Source organism: Chromobacterium amazonense, from assembly GCF_001855565.1.
GTDB classification, from domain to species: domain Bacteria; phylum Pseudomonadota; class Gammaproteobacteria; order Burkholderiales; family Chromobacteriaceae; genus Chromobacterium; species Chromobacterium amazonense.
Genome location: NZ_MKCR01000031.1, coordinates 273,308 through 293,803, shown reverse-complemented (window position 1 = coordinate 293,803; position 20,496 = coordinate 273,308). Strand labels below are relative to the sequence as shown.

General features: G+C 62.2%; 18 protein-coding genes and 1 tRNA gene. 11 read left to right on the top strand and 8 right to left on the bottom strand.

All coding sequences use genetic code 11. The annotated features are described in order from the left end of the window. Positions 1–33: 33 nt before the first annotated feature. Together BI343_RS14990 and BI343_RS14985 are read right to left on the bottom strand one after the other, a co-directional pair. Positions 34–822 (bottom strand): enoyl-CoA hydratase-related protein, encoded by a 789-nt coding sequence (locus BI343_RS14990; protein ID WP_043626555.1) that lies wholly within the window; start codon positions 820–822, stop codon positions 34–36. Positions 823–852: 30 nt separating this feature from the next. Next, positions 853–1,641: an alpha/beta fold hydrolase gene (locus BI343_RS14985; protein ID WP_071110279.1), complete on the bottom strand. Its 789-nt coding sequence runs from the start codon at positions 1,639–1,641 to the stop codon at positions 853–855. Between the two features lie 154 nt (positions 1,642–1,795). Here BI343_RS14985 and BI343_RS14980 point away from each other — a divergent pair, with 154 nt between their 5' ends. From BI343_RS14980 to BI343_RS14960, 5 genes are all read left to right on the top strand, one after another. Then, positions 1,796–3,625 carry a GGDEF domain-containing protein gene (locus tag BI343_RS14980; RefSeq protein ID WP_071110278.1) on the top strand — a complete coding sequence of 610 codons (1,830 nt, stop codon included), beginning with the start codon at positions 1,796–1,798 and terminating at the stop codon, positions 3,623–3,625. Positions 3,626–4,050: 425 nt separating this feature from the next. Then, a complete protein-coding gene (locus tag BI343_RS14975; RefSeq protein WP_083340993.1) occupies positions 4,051–5,223 on the top strand; it encodes an ABC transporter ATP-binding protein in 1,173 nt (390 codons plus the stop codon). Positions 5,224–5,284: 61 nt separating this feature from the next. After that, positions 5,285–6,574 (top strand): NAD(P)/FAD-dependent oxidoreductase, encoded by a 1,290-nt coding sequence (locus BI343_RS14970; RefSeq protein ID WP_071110277.1) that lies wholly within the window; start codon positions 5,285–5,287, stop codon positions 6,572–6,574. A gap of 60 nt (positions 6,575–6,634) precedes the next feature. Next, entirely contained in the window at positions 6,635–7,198 is a 564-nt protein-coding gene (gene msrA / locus BI343_RS14965; RefSeq protein WP_071110363.1) for a peptide-methionine (S)-S-oxide reductase MsrA, read from the top strand. Continuing rightward, positions 7,188–8,300, top strand: coding sequence for an acyl-CoA dehydrogenase family protein (locus BI343_RS14960; RefSeq protein ID WP_244886668.1), 1,113 nt, complete (start codon positions 7,188–7,190; stop codon positions 8,298–8,300). Before msrA ends, BI343_RS14960 begins: the two co-directional genes overlap by 11 nt. Positions 8,301–8,560: 260 nt before the next feature. Here BI343_RS14960 and mutL read toward each other — a convergent pair whose 3' ends face one another. The 6 genes from mutL to tgt all read right to left on the bottom strand — a co-directional run bounded on the left by mutL (position 8,561) and on the right by tgt (position 15,777). After that, the gene (gene mutL, locus BI343_RS14955; protein WP_071110276.1) at positions 8,561–10,471 is read right to left on the bottom strand and encodes a DNA mismatch repair endonuclease MutL; all 1,911 of its coding nucleotides are present in this window, start codon (positions 10,469–10,471) and stop codon (positions 8,561–8,563) included. A gap of 153 nt (positions 10,472–10,624) precedes the next feature. After that, complete coding sequence (locus BI343_RS14950) at positions 10,625–11,269, bottom strand: DedA family protein (protein WP_071110275.1); 645 nt, start codon at positions 11,267–11,269, stop codon at positions 10,625–10,627. A 74-nt stretch (positions 11,270–11,343) separates the two neighbouring features. Further along, positions 11,344–12,279, bottom strand: a complete 936-nt coding sequence (gene secF, locus BI343_RS14945) for a protein translocase subunit SecF (RefSeq protein WP_043626570.1) — start codon at positions 12,277–12,279, stop codon at positions 11,344–11,346. A 2-nt stretch (positions 12,280–12,281) separates the two neighbouring features. After that, positions 12,282–14,129 (bottom strand): protein translocase subunit SecD, encoded by a 1,848-nt coding sequence (gene secD / locus BI343_RS14940; RefSeq protein ID WP_043626573.1) that lies wholly within the window; start codon positions 14,127–14,129, stop codon positions 12,282–12,284. Positions 14,130–14,196: 67 nt separating this feature from the next. Next, positions 14,197–14,523 (bottom strand): preprotein translocase subunit YajC, encoded by a 327-nt coding sequence (gene yajC / locus BI343_RS14935; RefSeq protein ID WP_043626576.1) that lies wholly within the window; start codon positions 14,521–14,523, stop codon positions 14,197–14,199. Positions 14,524–14,661: 138 nt separating this feature from the next. Then, positions 14,662–15,777: a tRNA guanosine(34) transglycosylase Tgt gene (gene tgt, locus BI343_RS14930; RefSeq protein WP_043626579.1), complete on the bottom strand. Its 1,116-nt coding sequence runs from the start codon at positions 15,775–15,777 to the stop codon at positions 14,662–14,664. A gap of 136 nt (positions 15,778–15,913) precedes the next feature. Between tgt and BI343_RS14925 the strand changes: the two genes are divergently transcribed. From BI343_RS14925 to pheS, 6 genes are all read left to right on the top strand, one after another. Then, positions 15,914–15,990 (top strand) — tRNA-Val (locus BI343_RS14925). Positions 15,991–16,172: 182 nt separating this feature from the next. Continuing rightward, on the top strand, positions 16,173–18,074 hold the full coding sequence (thrS, locus tag BI343_RS14920) for a threonine--tRNA ligase (protein WP_071110274.1): 1,902 nt from the start codon (positions 16,173–16,175) through the stop codon (positions 18,072–18,074). Positions 18,075–18,109: 35 nt separating this feature from the next. Then, the gene (infC, locus tag BI343_RS14915; protein ID WP_083340992.1) at positions 18,110–18,634 is read left to right on the top strand and encodes a translation initiation factor IF-3; all 525 of its coding nucleotides are present in this window, start codon (positions 18,110–18,112) and stop codon (positions 18,632–18,634) included. Between the two features lie 162 nt (positions 18,635–18,796). After that, the gene (gene rpmI / locus BI343_RS14910; protein WP_043626585.1) at positions 18,797–18,994 is read left to right on the top strand and encodes a 50S ribosomal protein L35; all 198 of its coding nucleotides are present in this window, start codon (positions 18,797–18,799) and stop codon (positions 18,992–18,994) included. Positions 18,995–19,007: 13 nt separating this feature from the next. Then, a complete protein-coding gene (gene rplT, locus BI343_RS14905; RefSeq protein ID WP_011134905.1) occupies positions 19,008–19,367 on the top strand; it encodes a 50S ribosomal protein L20 in 360 nt (119 codons plus the stop codon). Positions 19,368–19,503: 136 nt separating this feature from the next. Further along, positions 19,504–20,487 (top strand): phenylalanine--tRNA ligase subunit alpha, encoded by a 984-nt coding sequence (gene pheS, locus BI343_RS14900; protein WP_043626588.1) that lies wholly within the window; start codon positions 19,504–19,506, stop codon positions 20,485–20,487. The last annotated feature ends 9 nt before the right edge of the window (positions 20,488–20,496 follow it).

The window sequence follows — 20,496 nt, the reverse complement described above, 5'->3', positions numbered from 1 at the left end:
CGCATCGACGCGCCCCGATGAGCCAGCCGGACGTCACTCCAGCCAGGACGGCTTGCGCATTTCGATCAGCGCCTGGATGCCTTCGCGGCCCTCGTCGCTCATGCGCACCGCTAAACTGTGTTCAATGCAGCGCTGTATCACCTGCGGCGTGATGTCCTGCTGTCCGACTTCGCCCACCAGATGCTTGGCGGCGCGCATCGCCGCCGGACCGTTCAGCAGCAGCTGCGCCAGCATGTGTTGGACGGCGGCATCCAGCTCGTCGTTTTCCAATACTTGATGAATCAGCCCCAGCCGCTTCGCCTTGCCGGCATTGAAGCGTTCTGCGCTGATGCAATAGCGGCGGGTGGGGCGCTCGCCGATGGCGCGCACCAGGTAAGGTATCGCCAATGCCGGAATCTGGCCGAAGCGGACATCGGACAGGCTGAACAAGGCCTCCGATGCGCCGATGGCGATGTCGCAACAGGCGACCAGCGCCACGCCCAGGCCAAAGGCCGAGCCTTGCACGCGTGCCACCGTCGGCTGGGGCAGGGTGTCCAGCGTGTGCAGCAGCCGGGCGTGCTGCTGCGCGTAGCGGTTGAGGTCGCTGGCGCTGAACTGCGACAAGCGGCGCAGCCAGTCGGGGTCATGGCCGGCGGAGAAGCTGATGCCGCTGCCGGTGAGCACCACCGCTCGCACCGAATTGTCCTCGGCCAGCGTTTCCAGCGTGGCGGCCAGCAGGCTGATGGCTTCATCATCCAGCGCGTTGTGCAGATCGGCGCGGTTCAGCGTCACGGTGGCGACGCCTTGTTTGTCAACATTCAACAGTACGGCTTCAGCGCTCATCGAGTCTCCCCCCTTGGTGTTGTGGCCGCCTCAGCGGGCGCCGAAACGGATGATGCTGCGGACGAAGGCTTCCGCGGCTTCGATATGCAGCACATGGCCGACGCCGGGAAGGATTTCCAGCTCGGCGTTCGGGATCAGTTCGTGCAATAGCCGGGCCTGATATAGCGGCGTCAGCCTGTCCTCGTCTCCGACCAGTATATGCACCGGGAGTTGCAATTGTGATAGCCAGGTGCGGGAATCGTGCTGCTTGACGCCCTCTATCAGGCGGATCACCGCATCCCAATCCACCATGCCGGCCAGCACTTTCAGGTTTTCCAGCATGCCGGCGTTGCCGGAGAGGAAGCGGCTGGAAAACAACCAGGGGACGCTGATCTGGTAGCGCAAGTCCAGGCCGCCCTGGTGATGGGCGGCGATCCAGCTGTCGCCGATATGGCTATTGACGCTGTCAGCCCAGGCCAGCGTGCCGGCCAGCAGCAGCCGCGACACGCGGCCTGGATGACGGTGGGTCAGGTGCTGCGCCACCATGCCGCCGTAGGACAACCCTACCACGTAGGCCTGGTCGATGCCCAGCCACGCCAGCAGTCCGGCGGCCAGGTCGGCTTGTTCCGCCAGCTGATAGTGCTCGGCGGGCGGATGATCGGTTTGGCCTTGGCCGAGAAAGTCCAGACGCAGCAGGCGGAAATGCTGCTCCAGCGCCGGCGCCATCAGCGTCCAGCCTACGGTGGACATGGTGATGCCGTTCAGCAACAGCAGCGGCTGAACGCCATGGCCGCTCTCCTCGTAATAGACCCGGTGTCCGGCGATCTGGGCGTGAGGCATGGCGGGCTCCTGTGGCTTAGGGTGGTGTTTTCATTCTAGAACCGCTCAGGCCGCGCTGAATAGGGATGGAATGCAAACGGCGTATGTAATCTAGATGACATTTAATTGTTTTAGATTAACGTTGTTTAACGCAATCGGACTGTTTTTAAAGATCATGCAAACTTGCGTCGAGCCAACCGTGCGGGATGGATTGGCTGGCTGGTGTCACGAACTGGAAGAAATCATCGGCCAGCGCAAGCTGCAGCCGGTATTCCAGCCTATCGTGGATCTGGAAACCGGGGCCATCCTGGGTTACGAGGGGCTGATCCGCGGGCCGTCGGACAGCATGTTGCATTCGCCGATGATGCTGTTCGAGGCGGCCGAACGATGCCAGATGCTGCTGGCGCTGGATCAGGCCTGCTTGCGCACCTGCGCGGAACGTTTTGCCGAGCTGTCCCTGCCTGGCTTGCTGTTCGTGAATACCAGCCCGGAGACGCTGCTGGTGCAAGGCCAGCGCCCGGCTGCCATCTTTTCGTTCTTCAGCCAGATCGGCCTGGACAGCAAGCGCGTGATTCTGGAGTTGACGGAAACCCGCCCCAATGGCGGCTATCTGGCTTTGCGCGAAGTCACGGACCGCTGTCGCCAGGGCGGACTGCGCGTCGCGCTGGACGATCTGGGCGAGGGCTTTTCCAATCTTCGGCTGTGGTCCGAGCTGCGTCCGGATTTCGTCAAGCTGGACAAACATTTCGTACAGAACATCCATCTGGACCCGTTGAAAGAGCAATTCGTTCGCTCGATGGTGGATATTTCCCGCCAATCCGGCTCGCTGCTGGTGGCGGAAGGCATAGAGTCGCCGGCCGAGCTGCGCACCTTGCGCCGGCTGGGCGTGCGCTACGGCCAGGGCTATCTGCTGGCGAGGCCGCAGGCGCATCCGGTGCTGGAGCTGCCCTTGCAGAACGATATGCTGCCGTGGGCCGGCAGCCGCCGCTTGGGGCTGCGCAACCAGCCACTGGCGCGCGATTTGCTGATGGAAGTGGCGCCGATGGAGTCCAAGGTGGCCAACGAAGCGGCTTACCGCCGTTTTGCCGATCATCCGGACTGCTTTGCCATCCCGGTGGTGGAGGATGGCGTGCCGGTAGGGTTGTTGCGCCGCCATCATTTGCTGGAAAGCTTCGCCAAACCGTTCAATCGCGAGCTGTACGGCAAGAAGCCGTGCCATATGATGATGGACAAGCAGCCCTTGGTGGTGAACGCCGACATCAATATTCAAGAGCTGTCCAGCCTGGTGGTGGCCGCGGAGCAACGCTATCTGGTGGATGGCTTCATCATCACGGAGAACGGCCGCTATCTGGGCATGGGCACCGGTTTCGCGCTGATGCGCAAGATCACCGAGCTGCAGCTGTCGGCGGCGCGCTACGCCAATCCGCTGACCGGCTTGCCCGGCAATGTGCCGATCAATGAAACGATAGACCGCCTGCTCGGCATGCAGTCGCCGTTTGTGGTGGCCTATGCGGACCTGGACCACTTCAAGCCGTTTAACGATTTATACGGCTATGCCGCCGGCGACAACCTGATCGAACTGGTGGCGCATCTGTTGCTGGAACATGCCGATCCGGAACGCGACTTCGTCGGCCATGTCGGCGGCGACGACTTTGTGGTGCTGATGCAGTCGGAGGACTGGGAGGCGCGGCTGCGGCTGATGCTGCGCGAGTTTGGCCAGCAGGCCTCGCAGCATTTCTCCGAGGCGCATCGCGCCGCTGGCGGCTTCGAGGTGGCGGTCCGCAGCGGCGAAACCATGTTCCTGCCCTTGACGACCCTGTCGCTGGGCGTGGTCAAAGTGCGGGCCGGCCAGTATGTCAGCCATCATGAAATCGGCGCGGTGACGGCTGAAGCCAAGAAGCAGGCCAAGAAGATCCCGGGCAACAGCTTGTTCGTCGAGCGCCGGCAGCCAGCCAAGCCGGCTGCGGCATGTGATTGCCAAACCGATCCCTCTTCCATTCGCTAACCGTCTGTTTGGCTGGCTTGATCCTCTGCTCTTGAATGGTCTGCGGCTTGCACGCGACAAGCCGCAGATCGTCCAGGCCCAGGATTTCATCTCGTACTTGTCAAATTTATTAAACATGGCATAGGCTGTGCCAAAGCTGGCGCATCAGACGCCGGCCAAGACAAGAGGAGACATCATGGCTGCCTTTATCGTCATGCCGCCGGCGCGGCTGTCCGCATCTTCCCGCTCGGGCCATTCATCGTTTAATCTTTTCATGCAGCGCGAAGCGGGTGTGGGCAGGCCATCGGTCTTGATGCATCCTGCCATGCCTTGCCCGCGTTAGCCTGGTTCAAGTCCGAGGGAGGCCGGCAGGCGCTCCCGTTCCATCTCAGCATGCGCTCAACAGCAGCGGCGCCGCGAGGCGCCGAGTCGGAGGGAGTCAGATCATGTCGGAAGCCATCGCGGCCACTAAACAAGCAGCAGCCATTCCTGCCGGCGGCGCGGCCAGCGCGGCCGCCGTCGAGGAGGCGGCCTACCTGCGGATATCGGGGGTAGTCAAGAAGTTCGGCGATCACCTGGCGGTGGACCATATCGACCTGGACATCCGCAAGAACGAAATCTTCGCCCTGCTCGGCAGTTCCGGTTGCGGCAAGTCCACGCTGCTGCGGATGCTGGCCGGGATGGAAACGCCCACCTCCGGCCGCATCATCCTCGATGGCCAGGACATGCAAGGGCTGCAGCCGTACGAGCGGCCGGTCAATATGATGTTCCAGAACTACGCGCTGTTTCCGCACATGACCGTGGAGCAGAATGTCGCCTTTGGCCTTAAGCAAGATGGCGTGGCCAAGGACGAGATCGCCGAACGGGTGGCGAAAATGCTGGATCTGGTGCAGATGCGCAAGTTCGCCGGCCGCAAGCCGCACCAATTGTCCGGCGGCCAGCAGCAGCGCGTGGCCTTGGCCCGCAGCCTGGTGAAACGGCCCAAGCTGCTGCTGCTGGACGAGCCCCTGGGCGCCTTGGACAAGAAGCTGCGGCAGCAGACCCAGCTGGAGCTGGTCAACACCATCGAGGCGGTGGGCGTGACCTGCATCATGGTGACGCACGATCAGGAAGAGGCGATGACCATGGCCAGCCGCATCGGCATCATGAGCGAGGGCAAGCTACTGCAGGTGGGAACGCCGACCGAGATCTACGAATATCCGAACTGTCGCTTCACCGCCGAGTTCATCGGCGAAACCAATATGTTCGAGGGTTCGGTGGTGGTGGATGAGCCGGACCTGGTGGAGATCAACTCGCAGGAACTGGGCGGCATGATCCGCATCGAGCACGGCATCACCGGCCCAAAGGGCATGCATGTCTGGACCAGCGTGCGGCCGGAGGATGTGCGGCTGGACAAGCAGCCTCTGCCGCCAGGCCCCAACCGCGCGGCCGGCAAAGTGCAGGATATCGCCTATCTCGGCAGTTATTCCATCTATCACGTGAAACTGGCCAGCGGCAAGATCGTCAAATCGGTGGTGCCGTCGTCGCGCTGGTTCGACGCCAATGAAACCGCCCCCACCTGGGACGAGCCGGTCTATGTCAGCTGGCGCGGAGACACCCCCGTCGTCTTGATGATGTGACCGTCCACGGCCCCGGCGCGACCGGGGCCGCCATTCCGCTTTGCTCCGCCGAGGACATTCCATGCTGCGTTTCGCCCATCAACCGCATCCGCCGTCGTATTACGCCGCCACCGCCCATGCCTGGGACCCGCGTCCTCCCTTGCGCGGCGAGGCGCGTTGCGACGTGTGCGTGGTGGGCGGCGGCCTAGCCGGCTTGTCCGCGGCATTGAATCTGCGCGAGAAGGGTTTTTCGGTGATCCTGCTGGAAGGCTCGCATGTGGGCTTCGGCGCCTCAGGCCGCAACGGCGGACAGGTCATCGCCGGTTTCGCCAGCGATATAGCCGGCATCCGCGCCCAGGTGGGCGACGAGGCGGCCAAGGCGCTGTGGGACATGTCGGTGGAGGCGGTGGACATCATCGACGAGCGTGTGCGCAAGCATGGCATCCGTTGCGACTGGCAACGCGGTTACGTCAATGTGGCGGTCAAGCCGCGCCATATGCAAGATCTGGAAGACTGGCAGCGCGAGGCCGAGCAGCGCTATGGCTACGGCGGTCAGCAGCTGTGGGACCGCGCCACGCTGCGCGACAAGCTGGCCAGCGAGCGTTACCAGGGCGGGCTGTTCGATCCGCGCTCCGGCCACCTGCATCCGCTGAATTACACGCTGGGCCTGGCCCAGGCGGCGCGGGACGCCGGCGTGGACATCTACGAGCAATCGCCGGCCACCCGCCTGGAGCAGGGCGCGGCGCCCAGGGTCCATGCCGAGCATGGCGTGGTGTCCTGCAGCCAGGTGGTGCTGGCCTGCAACTCCTACATCGGCGCGCTGGTTCCAGAGCTGGAGCGGCGCATCATGCCGGCCGGCACCTATGTCATCGCTACCGAGCCGCTGGGCGAGGAGAGGGCGCGCGCGCTGATCGCCGACAATATGGCGGTGTGCGACACCAATTTCGTGCTGGATTACTACCGTTTGTCGGCCGACCACCGCTTGCTGTTCGGCGGCAAGGTCAGCTACTCCGGCCGCGAGCCGCGCGACCTGGCCGGCGCCATGCGCGCCGACATGCTGCGGGTGTTCCCGCAACTGGCCGACGCGCGCATCGACTATGCCTGGGGCGGCTTCTGCGACATCACCGTCAACCGCGCGCCGGATTTTGGCCGGCTGTCGGGCAATGTCTACTACCTGCAAGGCTTCTCCGGCCACGGCGTCAACATCACCGGGCTGGCCGGTAAGGTGGTGGCGGAAGCCATCGCCGGCACCTCGTCGAGGCTGGACTTGTTCGCCAAGATCCAGCACCGGGCGTTTCCCGGCGGCAAGCTGCTGCGCACGCCGGCGCTGGTGTTGGGGATGGCTTATTACCGGATGCGTGACTACTTCTAAACCTGGCGGCGACGATCTGAGCTATAACGTTAGTGGTTGCAGCGAATCGAATGGACGGACATGGAAACCATCATTCTGGGTGGTGGATGCTATTGGTGCTTCGAGGCCTTGTTCAGCCGCCTCAATGGCGTGTCCGACGTGGTGTCCGGCTTTTGCGGCGGCACGCTGGCCAACCCTACGTATGAGGATGTGGTGGGCGATGCAACCGGCCATATCGAAGTGGTGAGGGTGGTGTTCGATCCGCGAGTCATCAGCCTAGAAGTTCTCTATACGATTTACTTCGACTTCCATGATCCCACCTCGTGGGACCGGCAGGGGGACGAAGTGGGGCATCTCTACCATTCGGTTATTTTCGCCCAGACACCCGGCCAGAAAGCATTGGCCGAGGCTATGATAGAGCGGATGAACAATGAGGGGCGCTACCTCAGTCCCATCGTGACCGAAGTAGCGGATGCCCAGCCCTTTTGGCCGGCCGGGTCTGACCATCAGCGTTATTACGACAATCATCCGATAGAGGATTATTGCATCGCCATCATTGTCCCCGCGCTGGTGCGCTTGCGCAAAAACTATGCTGCCTATCTTAAGCCCACATCTTTTTCCGCAGAAGGAGCCTATGCCATCTAATCTGGAACGCCTGGCGCAAGCCATCGCGGATGTCATCGAACCTCAGGCGGCTGGCGTGGATGCGGAAGCGCGCTTTCCCCGCGCCGGCATCGAGGCTTTGGGGCAGGCTGGCGTGTTGGGGTGGATCAGCGCCATCGAGGTAGGCGGCGCGGGTGAGGGGCTGCGCGCGGCTGCCCTGGCGGTGGAAAAGGTAGCGGAAGCCTGCCCATCCACGGCAATGGTGTTGACCATGCACTTTTGCGGCGCCTTGGTATTGGAAGCCTACGGCGCCGAGGCCGTGCGGCGCGATATTGCCGCCGGTCGCCACTTGACCACGCTTGCCTGGTCCGAAGCCGGCTCTCGCAGACATTTCTGGGCCTCGCTGAGTACGGCGCGGCAGGATGGCGATGAGGTGGTGCTCGATGGCGACAAATCGTGGATTACCTCGGCCCAAGAAGCTAACTCATATGTCTGGTCGTCGCGGCCGTTGGCTGCGGAAGGGGCCAGCAGCATGTGGTGGGTGCCTAGCGCCACGCCTGGCCTGCACCGCGTCAAACCGTTCGATGGCATGGGTTTGCGCGGCAATGCTTCCGCCCCGGTACAGGCGCGGCAGGCGCGGGTGCCGCTCGCCAACCTGTTGGGCGAGGATGGCGGCGGTTTCGATATCATGGTTGGAAAAGTGTTGCCGGTATTCGCCGTGCTGAATGCGTCCTGCTCCATCGGCATGATGGACGCGATGCTGCAGCGCGCCTCCCAGCATGTGGGCTTGACCCGTTTCCACCATCTGGACAGCTCCTTGGCCGACTTGCCGACGATCAGGGCCTATCTGGCGCGTGCTAGAGTTGCCGCCGCCTCGGCGCGGGCCTTGCGGGATGATACCTTGTCCGCCCTGGAGGCCGGTCGGTCCGATGCGATGCTGAAAGTGTTGATGGTTAAGGCTTGCGCCGGAGAGAATGCGCTGACGGTGGCTGATATCTCGATGCGGGTATGCGGCGGCGCGGCTTTCCGCAAAGAAGTCGGCGTTGAGCGCTTTTTCCGCGCCGCCTCGGTGATGGGGCCGACCACCGATGTGCTGTACGACTTCATCGGCAAGGTCGAGTGCGGCTTGCCCTTGTTTGGCTGATGCAAGCGGGTCGGGCTCTTTTTGATTGGCCAGGTTTAAAAGCGAAAGATACTGGACACGTTCCGAGAGGCTGTCGACGTTGGCAAAGCGTTCGCGCGCGGATGCGTTTTGCGCCGAATCGAGGCATTTCGCGCGCCGCATTTCGTTCTCTGCCAGCGCGGAACAACGAAGAATTGGCGGGAAAGGCGCCCAGCCCTGCGGGTTTGGCGTAGCTCAAACGCGATCCCTGCGGCCAACGTCAACGGTGTCCTAAAAGGCGCTCACTGCCCGCGCATGAACAACTTGTCCAGGTCGCGCATGGTCAGCCGCGTCCAGGTGGGGCGGCCGTGGTTGCACTGACCGGAGCGTTCCGTCGCTTCCATGTCGCGCAGCAAGGCGTTCATTTCCGGCAGCGTCAGTTGGCGGTTGGCGCGCACGGCGCCGTGGCAGGCCATGGTGGCCAGCAGCTCGTTGCGGCGCTCGGTCAGCACCTGGGTGAGGCCGAACTCTCGCACGTCCTTCAGCACCGCGCGCGCCAACTCCACTGGATCGCCGTCTTTCAGCCACACCGGCACGCCGCGCACGGCGATCTGTGTCGGCGACAGCGGCGCCAGCTCCACGCCCAGCTTTTTCATTTCCTCCCCATGCCCGTGCGCGGTGGCCACTTCCATGCGGTCGGCGGCGAACGAAACCGGCAGCAGCAAGGGCTGCAGCGGAATGGAGTCGGTCTCCAGCGCCGTTTTCAGCCGTTCGTAGACGATGCGCTCGTGCGCCGCGTGCATGTCCACTAGGATCAGGCCTTCTGCGCATTGGCTGAGGATGTAGACGCCGTGCAGCTGCGCCAGCGCGAAGCCCAGCGGCGGGATGCCGTCTTCGTCGTGGGCGGGCATGGCTAGCACGGCCGGATGCGGCAGCGGCGCGGCGGGGGAGGGCATGGTCGGCTCGGCGTGGGACAGCGCCCTTTCTTCTTCGCGCAGGCCGCCGAACAGCTTGTCGTAGACGCCTACCGCCTCGCGCGCCACGTTCAGCGGGATGGCCTGTTGCTGATAGCGGAAGGGCTGCGCCGCCGGCGCGCTGAATGAGGCTGGGCGCGCAGCGGGCGCCGTCGAGTTGTTGCCGAACAACGGGGCCGACTCGCCGCGCGACAGCGCCGGCGCGGCGTCTGGCGTCGAGTCTTCCACCTGCACCGTCGGCGCGGCGCCGGCGCTGGTGCCGGCCAATGCTTTGTGCACGCTGTGGAACAGGAACTGGTGCACCGCCTGGCTTTCGCGGAAGCGGACTTCGATCTTGGTCGGGTGCACGTTGACATCCACGCCGGACGGCTCAAGCGTGAAGAACAGCGCGTAGGCTGGGTGGCGGTCGTGGTGCAGCACGTCGCGATAGGCCTGGCGCAGCGCGTGCTGCGCGGTTTTGTCGCGCACGAAGCGGCCGTTGACGTAGAAGTATTGGGCGTCGCGGCTGGCCTTGGAGTAGGTGGGCGAGGCGACGAAGCCGGTCAGCGCCAACGGGCCGGCCTGGCTTTGCAGGGGAATGGCGGCGGCGACGAAGTCCTTGCCCAACAGCGCGGCCACGCGGTCTTCGGCGCTTTGCGCGGGCAGCCGCCAGATCACCTTGCCGTTGTGGCGCAGCAGGAACTCCACCTCCGGATGCGCCAGCGCGATGCGCTCGAACGTCGCCTCGCAATGCGCGTATTCGGTGTTCTCGCTCTTCAGGAATTTGCGCCGCGCCGGCGTGTTGAAATACAGGTCCACCACTTCCACGCTGGTGCCGTGCGGATGGGCGGCCGGCTCCACCGGGTGCAGGGTGCCGTCGATGGCGATGATCTGGTGGGCGTGCTCGGCGTCGTGCGGGCGGCTGGTCAGGGTCAGCCGCGATACCGACGCCACGCTGGCCAAGCCCTCGCCGCGGAAGCCCAGCGTCGCCACCGATTCCAGATCGTCGAGCGACGCGATCTTGCTGGTGGCGTGGCGGTCCAGCGCCAACGGCAGGTCTTCGGCCGCGATGCCGCTGCCGTTGTCCGTCACCCGGATCAGCTTGATGCCGCCCTGGGCCAAATCCACGCTGATCTTGCTGGCGCCCGCGTCCAGGCTGTTTTCCAGCATTTCCTTCAGCGCGGAGGCGGGGCGTTCCACCACTTCGCCGGCGGCGATCTGGTTGACGAGGTGGTCGGGCAGGCGTTGGATGCGTTTCATTTTTTTTGCAAACCGGTAGGCCATGAAAGGCACGAAACAACACGAAAATAGGTTGCCAGGGCGCAGGCATTGGCTGATGACAAAGCCAGCCAAGAACAACTGGCTGGCTTTGGATTTATTTTCGTGTTTTTTGTGGATTTTGTGGCAAATAAATCAAGCTTTGAGCGATGCCCGCTTGTGACGGACGATTTCAATGATGCCCGGCAGGAAGGAGACGAAGATGATGCCGAAGATCAGCAGCTCCAGGTTCTTGCGCACGAAGGGCAGGTTGCCGAAGAAGTAGCCGGCGTAGACGAAGCCGACCACCCAGGCGATGGCGCCCACCACGTTGTACTTCAAGAATTGCGGATAATGCATTTTGCCGATGCCGGCGACGAACGGCGCGAAGGTGCGCACGATGGGCACGAAACGGGCGAAGATGATGGTCTTGCCGCCATGGCGCTCGTAGAAGGCATGGGTCTTGTCAAGGTAGCTCTGCTTCAGCAGGCGCGGGAACATGCCGAACAATCTCATGCCGACATTGCGGCCGATGGCGTAGTTGGTGGCGTCGCCCAGGATGGCGGCGACGATCAGCAGCAGCACCAGCAAGTGCGGGTTCATCTGGCCCATCGCCGCCAGGGCGCCGGCGACGAACAGCAGCGAATCGCCCGGCAGGAAGGGGGTGACCACCAGGCCGGTTTCGCAGAACACGATCAAAAACAGGATGGCGTAGATCCATGGGCCATAGGCCGCCACCAGTTGGGTCAGGTGGGCATCGATATGTAGGATGAAGTCGATCAAAAACGTGATGGTTTCCATGATTTCCGTTTCAAACTGGGAGGGTAAACGCGAAACTGGCCGGGCAAGCCGGCCAGTCATTCAGGTTGCGGGGATCAGACCACCGCTTCCTCTTTTTGTTTCACCGGCTTGATCATGTGTTCGCGCGCCACGCCCAGCCACAGCGCGATCGGACTGGCCACCAGCACCGACGAGTAGATGCCGAACATGATGCCGATGGTCAGCGCCATGGCGAAGCCGTGCAGCGCCGGGCCGCCGAACACCAGCATGGACACCACCATCATTTCCGTGGAGAAGTGGGTGATGATGGTTCGGCTCATCGTCGAGGTGATGGCGTTGTCGATGATCGAAGCCACCGGCAAGTTGCGGGTGCCCGGCTTGCGGAAGTTTTCGCGGATCCGGTCGAACACCACCACCGACTCGTTCACCGAATAGCCCAGCACCGCCAGGATGCCGGCCAGCACGGTCAGCGAGAACTCCCAGCGGAAGAAGGCGAAGCATCCCAGGATGATCACCACGTCGTGCATATTGGCGATGATGGCCGCCACGGCGAAGCGCCATTCGAAGCGCAGGGCCAGGTACAGCATGATGCCGACGCACACCAGGATCACCGCGGTCAGGCCGCTGGAGACCAGCTCGGCGCCGACGCTGGGGCCGACGAAGTCGACTTTGCGCAGCTGCACGCCGGCATCGTCAGCCTTCAATACGCCCATCACCTTGTCCGACAACTGGGCCGAACTGGTGCCCGGCTTGTTCGGCAGGCGGATCATCACGTCGCGGCTGCTGCCCAGGTTCTGCACCGTGGCTTCGCCCAGTTTCAGGGTGTCGACCTTATCGCGGATCTTGTCCAGTTCGGCCGCTTGCGGGTACTGCACTTCCAGCACGGTGCCGCCGGTGAACTCCACGCTGAAGTTCAGGCCGCGGGTGGCCAGGAAGAACACGGCGAGAATGAAGGTCACCAGCGAGATCGCCGTGGTGAGCCTGCCGTAGCTCATGAACGGGATGTCCCGTTTGATGCGGAAAAGCTCCATGATTAGCCCTTGTTTTCCGGTTTCCACACCTGGCCGATGGCCAGCGTGGTCAGTTTGCGACGACGGCCGTACCACAGGTTCACCAGACCGCGCGATACCACGACGGCGGAGAACATGGAGGTCAGGATGCCCAGGCAGTGAACGATGGCGAAGCCGCGCACCGGACCCGTGCCGAAGATCATCAGCGCCAGGCCGGCGATCAGCGTGGTGACGTTGGAGTCGAGGATGGTGGCCCAGGCGTGGCTGTAGCCGGCCTGAATGGCGGAGTGCGGCGGCACGCCGTTGCGCAGCTCCTCGCGTATCCGTTCGTTGATCAGCACGTTGGCGTCAATCGCCATGCCCAGCGCCAGCGCGATGGCGGCGATGCCAGGCAGCGTCAGCGTGGCCTGCAGCATGGACAGGATGGCGATCAGGAAGAACACGTTCATCGCCAGCGACAGGCCGGAGAACACGCCGAACAGGCCGTAGTACAGCACCATGAAGGTGACGATGGCGGCGAAGCCCCACAATGTGGCGTGGAAGCCTTTCTCGATGTTTTCCTTGCCCAGGCTCGGTCCGATGGTGCGCTCCTCGATGATGTTCATCGGGGCGGCCAGGGAGCCTGCGCGCAGCAAGAGGGCGGTGTCGTTGGCTTCGGCGGCGTTCATGCTGCCGGAGATTTCCACGCGGCCGCCGCCGATCTCGGTGCGGATCACCGGCGCGGTGACGACTTCCTTGCGGCCTTTTTCCACCAGCACCATGGCCATGCGCTTGCCGACGTTCTCGGCGGTCAGCTGGCGGAAGATGGCGGCGCCGGCGCTGTCCAGGTTGATGCTGACGGCAGGCGCGCCGAACTGGTCGAAGCTGGGTTGGGCGTCATTGATGTTGTCGCCGGTCAACTCCACGTCGTTCTTCAGCAGGATCTTGCTCTGGCCGCGCGAAGTGACTTCGTCCAAAAGCTCGTAGCCTGCCGGCACGTTGCCGGCCAGCGCTTCCGATACCTTGCCTTGGTCGTCTTCCACCATGTGGACTTCCAGCGTGGCGGTGCGGCCGATGATGTCCTTGGCGCGGGCCGTGTCCTGAATGCCCGGCAGCTGCACCACGATGCGGTTCGGGCCATTCTGCTGGATGATGGGCTCGGTGGTGCCCAGCTCGTTCACGCGGTTGTGCAGGGTGGTGATGTTCTGCTTGACCGCGTCGTTCTGGATCTTGGTGATTTCTTCCGGCTTCAGCGTCAGCAGCAGCTTGTTGCTACTGTCGTCGGCGCGGATGGCCAGCGTCGGCAGCGAGCGGTACGCCACGTCCTGCGCCGATTTCAGCGTGTCGCCGTCGCGCAGCTGCACTTCCAGCGTATTGCCGTTGCGCTTGATGTCGCCGTAGCGGACCTGCTTGTTCTTAAGCTCGCGCTTCAGGTCGCCGGTGTAGCGCTGCATCGCCTTGTCGATGGCCGCCTGCATGTCCACTTCCAGCAGGAAGTGCACGCCGCCGCGCAGGTCCAGGCCCAAGAACATCGGGTTGGCGCGCAGGGCGGTCAGCCAGGCCGGGGAGGCCGGCAGCAGGTTCAGCGCGATGATGTAGTTGTCGCCCAGGGCATGCTGGATGGCGTCGCGCGCCTTCAGCTGGGTGTCGGTATCCTTGAAGCGAACCTTCAGACCGTTGTTGTCGAGGAATACGCCGTCAGGATTGATGTTCTGGGATTTCAGCGCGTCTTCCACGCGCGCCATCAGGGCAGTGTCCACCGGGATGGATTGGCGCGTGCTGGAGACCTGCACCGCAGGGGTCTCGCCGTAGAAGTTGGGCAGCGTGTAGATCGCCGAGAGGATCAGCGCCACCACGATGACGAGGTATTTCCAGAGAGGGTAGCGGTTCATGTTCTAGTTCTGGGATGGAAAATGAGCAAGGCCGCCTGCGGAGGTTTCCGGGGCGGCCATGAGTGGCTTACAGGGTTTTCAGCGTGCCTTTTTCCAGCTTGGCGCTGACGGCGCCGCGCTGTACGTTGATTTCCACCTTGTCCGCGATTTCCAGCGTCAGGTATTGCTCGCTGGTCTTGGTGATGCGGCCGATGATGCCGCCTTGGGTGACCACTTCGTCGCCTTTTTGCAACTCGGACAGCATCTTCTGGGTTTCCTTCATGCGCTTCTGCTGCGGGCGCACCATCAGGAACCAGAACAGCACGAAGATGACGATCATGGGCAGGAAGCCCATCAGATCGAAGCCGGAGGGCGCGGCGCCGCCAGCGGCGAAGGCGGGAGTAATGAAGGACATCAGGGAAACTCCTAAATTCGTGTTATGACTTGCATTCAAACAGGGCATTGTAGCCATGCTCCATGTGTTTTCCAACCATGGAGCGCGGCAAGGGCGTGGGACCGGCGGCAATGCGCCGCAGTTCCCCGCCCGGCCCGCTTAGTTGACGCCGCGCGCGCGCTTGGCGGCGAATTCCAGGCGGAAGTCCTCGAAGCGGTCTTCCTCGATCGCCTGGCGCATCTGGCGCATCAATTCCTGGTAGTAATACAGGTTGTGAATGGTGTTGAGGCGAGCGCCCAGGATTTCGCCGACGCGGTGCAGGTGGTGCAGGTAGGCGCGGCTGAAGTTGCGGCAGGCATAGCAGCCGCATTCTTCATCCAGCGGCTTCTTGTCGTCCTTGTAGCGAGCGTTCTTGATCTTGACGTCGCCCCACTGGGTGAAAATCCAGCCGTTGCGCGCGTTGCGCGTCGGCATCACGCAGTCGAACATGTCCACGCCGTTGGCCACGCCGTGGACCAGGTCTTCCGGCGTGCCCACGCCCATCAGGTAGTGCGGCTTGTCCGCCGGCAGCATGTCCTTCAGCTCGGTCAGCATGCGGTACATCTCGGGTTTCGGCTCGCCCACCGACAGGCCGCCGATGGCGATGCCGTCGAAGCCGATCTGCATCAAGCCTTCCAGCGACTCCTGGCGCAGGTCGGTGTACAGATTGCCCTGCACGATGCCGAACAGCGCGTTCGGGTTGTTCAGATCGTTGAAGGCGCGGCGCGAGCGCTCGGCCCAGCGCAGGCTCATTTGCAGCGACTTTTGCGCGGTGGCGTGGTCCACCTGTCCCGGTGTGCACTCGTCCAGCTGCATCACGATGTCGGAATTCAGCACGGTCTGGATCTTCATCGAGATTTCCGGGCTGAGGAACAGCTTGTCGCCGTTGATCGGGCTCTGGAAGGTGCAGCCCTCCTCGGTCAGCTTGCGCATGTCGGACAGGCTGAATACCTGGAAGCCGCCGGAGTCGGTGAGGATGGGCTTGTCCCAGCCGATGAACTCGTGCAGGCCGCCGAACTGCTCGACGATCTCCAGGCCTGGGCGCAGCCACAGGTGGAAGGTGTTGCCGAGGATGATCTGCGCGCCGATGTCGTTCAGCTCCACCGGGCTCATCGCCTTGACCGAGCCATAGGTGCCAACCGGCTGGAAAACCGGGGTCTCGACGGTGCCGTGGTTCAGCTCCAGCGTGCCGCGCCGCGCGCCGCCGGAGGTCTTGTGTACGGTAAACTTCAACATTATTCGAAGTATCGCTTCAGGGTTTGTTTAGCAAAATCAGTCCGCTAGTATACAGCAAGCGCGGGGCTTGCGCCGGAGACGCAAAAAAGTGCTTGCCAAGACAGGGAGCTTCTTTTACTATGCACACCTCGACGACAGGCACGTAGCTCAGTTGGTTAGAGCACCACCTTGACATGGTGGGGGTCGTTGGTTCGAATCCGATCGTGCCTACCAAATTCAATGCATGGAGTGGTTAAGTGAAATCCTTACGAACTACCACAACCCGACATACTCACGGAAGCTGAGCCTTGCGGGTTGTACCATGCGAAAAAGAAGTGCGGCTCAGGCCGCACTTTTTTTTTATCCTTTTGCTTTAGACTCGATCACAAAAACCTCTCGCCCTCGTTGGAGTTGACATGCCAGACATTCGCTTGCCGGACGGCTCGGTCCGTTCTTTCGATAAACCGGTAACGGTTCATGAAGTGGCCGCATCCATCGGCACCGGCCTGGCGCGCGCCGCTCTGGCGGGCCGCGTCGATGGCAAGCTGGTGGATACCAGCTACCTGATAGACGGCAACGCCGATCTGGCCATCGTCACCGACAAGGACGCGGACGGCCTGTCCATCATCCGCCACTCCACCGCCCACTTGCTGGCTTACGCCGTCAAGGAGCTGTTCCCGGAGGCGCAGGTGACCATCGGGCCGGAGATCGAGAACGGTTTCTACTACGATTTTGCCTACAAGCGTCCGTTCACGCCGGAAGATCTGGCGGCCATCGAGAAGAAGATGGCCGAGCTAGCGAAGAAGGATATCCCGGTCGAGCGTTACGAGCTGCCGCGCGATGAGGCCATCGCCTACTTCAAGAGCATCGGCGAGGCTTACAAGGCCGAGATCATCGAATCGATTCCGCAGGGCGAAGTGCTGTCTCTGTATCGCGAGGGCGAATTCACCGATCTGTGCCGCGGCCCGCACGTGCCGTCCACCGGCAAGCTGAAAGTGTTCAAGCTGATGAAGGTGGCCGGCGCCTACTGGCGCGGCGACAGCAAGAACGAGATGCTGCAGCGCGTTTACGGCACGGCCTGGGCCAAGAAGGAAGACCTGGAAGCCTACCTGTACATGCTGGAAGAGGCGGAAAAGCGCGACCATCGCAAGCTGGGGGTGCAGCTGGACCTGTTCCATCTGCAGGACGAGGCGCCGGGTATGGTGTTCTGGCACCCCAAGGGCTGGCAGCTGTGGCAGAACGTCGAGCAATACATGCGGGCCAAGCTCAATCATGAAGGCTACAAGGAAGTGCGCACGCCGATGATGATGGACGCCAATCTGTGGGAGCGTTCCGGCCATGCCGCAAACTACCGCGAAAACATGTTCATCACCGAGTCGGAAAAGCGCGATTACGCCGTCAAGCCGATGAACTGCCCGGGCCATGTGCAGATTTTCAACAGCGGCCTGCGTTCCTATCGCGATCTGCCGTTGCGCTATGCCGAATTCGGTTCCTGCCATAGAAACGAGCCGTCCGGCGCGCTGCACGGCATCATGCGCGTGCGCGGTTTCGTGCAGGACGATGGCCACATCTTCTGTACGGAAGACCAGATCAACCAGGAGGCCAAGGATTTCCACCGCCTGGTGATGGAAGTGTACGATCGCTTCGGTTTCGACAAGGTGGCCATCAAGCTGGCCCTGCGTCCGGAGAAGCGCATCGGCGAAGAATCCACCTGGGACAAGGCTGAAGAAGGCATGCGCGAGGCGCTGCGCGCTTGCGGCGTCGAGTGGGAAGAGCTGCCGGGCGAGGGCGCCTTCTATGGCCCGAAAATCGAGTATCACATCAAGGACGCCCTCGGCCGCTCCTGGCAATGTGGTACCCTGCAGCTCGACTTCATGCTGCCGGAGCGTCTGGACGCCGAATATGTGGCGGATGACAACAGTCGCAAGCGTCCGGTCATGCTGCACCGCGCGGCGCTGGGTTCGCTGGAGCGTTTCCTCGGCATCCTGATCGAAAACCACGCTGGCGCCTTCCCCTTGTGGCTGGCGCCGGTGCAGATGGTGGTGATGAATATCACCGAAGCGCAAGCGGATTATGCGTATGGAATTGCTCAAGCGCTTGAGAAACAAGGATTCCGTGTCGAGCTCGACTTGAGAAACGAGAAGATCGGCTATAAAATCCGCGAACATAGTCTGCAAAAGTTGCCGTATCAGATCATTGTCGGCGACAAGGAAAAGGCAGACGGACTGGTTGCCGTGCGCGCCCGGGGCGAAGACCTGGGCCAGCTCACGCTGGATGCGTTCATCGCGCGCCTCAAGGCTGAGATGCCTGAGGCCTGATCCGGCGGCGGCGCACTTATTACTCATTAGGAGATTTGGCTATAGCTCAGGAACGCGAAGCACGGATCAACGGCGAAATTACCGCCCGCGAGATCCGTCTGGTTGGTAAGGAAGGTGAGCAGATTGGCATCGTCAGTCTGCGTGAAGCAATGGCTCTGGCCGAAGAGAACGACGTGGATCTGGTAGAGATCTCGCCGACCGCTCAGCCGCCGGTGTGCAAGCTGATGGACTACGGCAAGTACAAGTACGAAATGTCCAAGAAGCGTCACGAAGCCAAGCAGAAGCAGAAGCAGGTTCAGATCAAGGAAATCAAGTTCCGTCCGGGCACCGACGATGGCGACTACAACGTCAAGTTGCGCAACCTGGTCCGTTTCCTGACTGAAGGCGACAAGGCCAAGGTCACTCTGCGCTTCCGCGGTCGTGAGATGGCACACCAGGATATCGGCCTCGCGCTGCTCAAGCGCGTGGAAGCCGATCTGGCGGAAGTGGGCACGGTGGAACAGTTTCCGCGCCTCGAAGGCCGTCAGATGGTAATGATGATTGCGCCGAAGAAGAAATAATCGGTATAATCGTCGTTCCGACACGGCAGAGTGCGCTCTGCCGTGTTGATTTTGTAGGTCGGCAACGTCCTTAAAAGCGTGACGCAGCGGTTTCAAGCGCAACCGGTTAAGCCTGGGAGCCACCCTGTGTCTAATCCAAACAAATTCAGCAGGAGCATTTCCATGCCGAAAATGAAGACCAAGTCGAGCGCGAAAAAGCGTCTCAAAGTGTTGGGCAGCGGTGGTATCAAGCGCTCTTACGCCTTCAAGCGTCACATCCTGACCAAGAAGACCACCAAGAACAAGCGCCAACTGCGTGGCACCACCATGGTGGATGCAACCAATATGGCCTCTGTTCGCGCCATGATGCCCTACGCTTAAGGAGATCTGAAATATGCCACGCGTAAAACGCGGTGTAACCGCACGTGCTCGTCACAAGAAAATCCTCGCTCTGGCGAAAGGCTATCGCGGCCGTCGGAAGAACGTCTATCGCATCGCCAAACAGGCGGTGATGAAGGCGGGTCAATACGCCTACCGCGACCGTCGTCAGAAAAAGCGTCAGTTCCGTCAACTGTGGATTGCTCGTATCAACGCAGCTGCTCGTGAAAACGGCCTGCCGTACAGCAAGTTCATGAACGGCCTGAAGAAAGCCGCTATCGAAATCGACCGCAAGGTCCTGGCCGACCTGGCCGTGTTCGACAAGCCGGCTTTTGCGCAGATCGTCGAAAAGGCGAAAGCAAGCCTCGCTGCTTAATCGCCCAGACGGATCTGAAGGGAGGCACATGCCTCCCTTTTTTTCTATCGGCATCTGCCAGCAGAGCGCTGATCAGATCGGGTATGCCGCATGCCCGCTGTGATCAGCCTTCTATTCGCATGCGGTGTGGAACACGATGAACAACGTTGACGCGATTCTCCAAGCCGGTCTCGCCGCCGTGGCGGCGGTGACCGATCTGATCGAGCTCGAACAGGTCAAAGCGCGCTATCTCGGCAAGAGCGGCGAGCTGACCGAACTCCTCAAACAGCTGGGCAAGCTGGCGCCCGAAGAGCGCAAGGCCGCCGGCGCCACCATCAACCAGGCCAAACAGGCATTCGAAGCCGCGCACAACGACAAGCGCGACCAGCTCAACGCCGCCAAGCTGGAAGCCCAGCTGGCGGCCGAGGCGCTGGACGTCACCTTGCCTGGCCGCGGCTCCGTCGGCGGCGGCCTGCACCCGGTGGCGCTGACGCTGGAGCGCATCAGCGGCCTGTTCCGCACCATGGGTTTCGAGGTGGCCGACGGCCCGGAAATCGAAACCGATTTCTACAATTTCCAGGCGCTGAACGTGCCGGAAAACCATCCGGCGCGCGCCATGCAGGACACGTTCTACGTAGAGAACGGCGACGTGCTGCGCACGCATACCAGCCCTATCCAGGCGCGCTTCATGATGAACAACGAGCCGCCGATCAAGATCGTCGCGCCGGGCCGCGTGTATCGCGTGGATTCCGACGCCACCCATTCGCCGATGTTCCATCAGATGGAAGGCTTGTGGGTGGAAGAGGGCGTGTCCTTCGCCGATCTGAAGGCCGTGGTGACCGACTTCCTGCGCCGCTTCTTCGAGCGCGACGACCTGCAAGTGCGTTTCCGCCCGTCCTTCTTCCCGTTCACCGAGCCGTCGGCCGAAATCGACGTGCTGGGCGAGCGCGGCTGGCTGGAAGTCGGCGGCTGCGGCATGGTGCACCCTAATGTGCTGCGCAACGTCAACATCGATCCGGAAAAATACACCGGCTTCGCCTTCGGCATCGGCCTGGACCGTTTCGCCATGCTGCGCTACGGCGTCAACGACCTGCGCCTGTTCTTCGAGAACGATCTCAACTTCCTGAAGCAATTCAACTGATCGCGCACG

Excerpts from the sequence above, each read along its gene's own strand:
- thrS (WP_071110274.1), top strand. The coding sequence starts at position 16,173 with ATGCCAGACATTCGCTTGCCGGACGGCTCGGTCCGTTCTTTCGATAAA.
- BI343_RS14960 (WP_244886668.1), top strand. The coding sequence starts at position 7,188 with ATGCCATCTAATCTGGAACGCCTGGCGCAAGCCATCGCGGATGTCATC.
- rplT (WP_011134905.1), top strand. The coding sequence starts at position 19,008 with ATGCCACGCGTAAAACGCGGTGTAACCGCACGTGCTCGTCACAAGAAA.
- rpmI (WP_043626585.1), top strand. The coding sequence starts at position 18,797 with ATGCCGAAAATGAAGACCAAGTCGAGCGCGAAAAAGCGTCTCAAAGTG.
- pheS (WP_043626588.1), top strand. The coding sequence starts at position 19,504 with ATGAACAACGTTGACGCGATTCTCCAAGCCGGTCTCGCCGCCGTGGCG.
- mutL (WP_071110276.1), bottom strand. The coding sequence starts at position 10,471 with ATGAAACGCATCCAACGCCTGCCCGACCACCTCGTCAACCAGATCGCC.
- BI343_RS14985 (WP_071110279.1), bottom strand. The coding sequence starts at position 1,641 with ATGCCTCACGCCCAGATCGCCGGACACCGGGTCTATTACGAGGAGAGC.
- BI343_RS14975 (WP_083340993.1), top strand. The coding sequence starts at position 4,051 with ATGTCGGAAGCCATCGCGGCCACTAAACAAGCAGCAGCCATTCCTGCC.
- BI343_RS14970 (WP_071110277.1), top strand. The coding sequence starts at position 5,285 with ATGCTGCGTTTCGCCCATCAACCGCATCCGCCGTCGTATTACGCCGCC.
- tgt (WP_043626579.1), bottom strand. The coding sequence starts at position 15,777 with ATGTTGAAGTTTACCGTACACAAGACCTCCGGCGGCGCGCGGCGCGGC.
- BI343_RS14980 (WP_071110278.1), top strand. The coding sequence starts at position 1,796 with ATGCAAACTTGCGTCGAGCCAACCGTGCGGGATGGATTGGCTGGCTGG.
- BI343_RS14950 (WP_071110275.1), bottom strand. The coding sequence starts at position 11,269 with ATGGAAACCATCACGTTTTTGATCGACTTCATCCTACATATCGATGCC.
- BI343_RS14990 (WP_043626555.1), bottom strand. The coding sequence starts at position 822 with ATGAGCGCTGAAGCCGTACTGTTGAATGTTGACAAACAAGGCGTCGCC.
- secF (WP_043626570.1), bottom strand. The coding sequence starts at position 12,279 with ATGGAGCTTTTCCGCATCAAACGGGACATCCCGTTCATGAGCTACGGC.
- yajC (WP_043626576.1), bottom strand. The coding sequence starts at position 14,523 with ATGTCCTTCATTACTCCCGCCTTCGCCGCTGGCGGCGCCGCGCCCTCC.
- msrA (WP_071110363.1), top strand. The coding sequence starts at position 6,635 with ATGGAAACCATCATTCTGGGTGGTGGATGCTATTGGTGCTTCGAGGCC.
- secD (WP_043626573.1), bottom strand. The coding sequence starts at position 14,129 with ATGAACCGCTACCCTCTCTGGAAATACCTCGTCATCGTGGTGGCGCTG.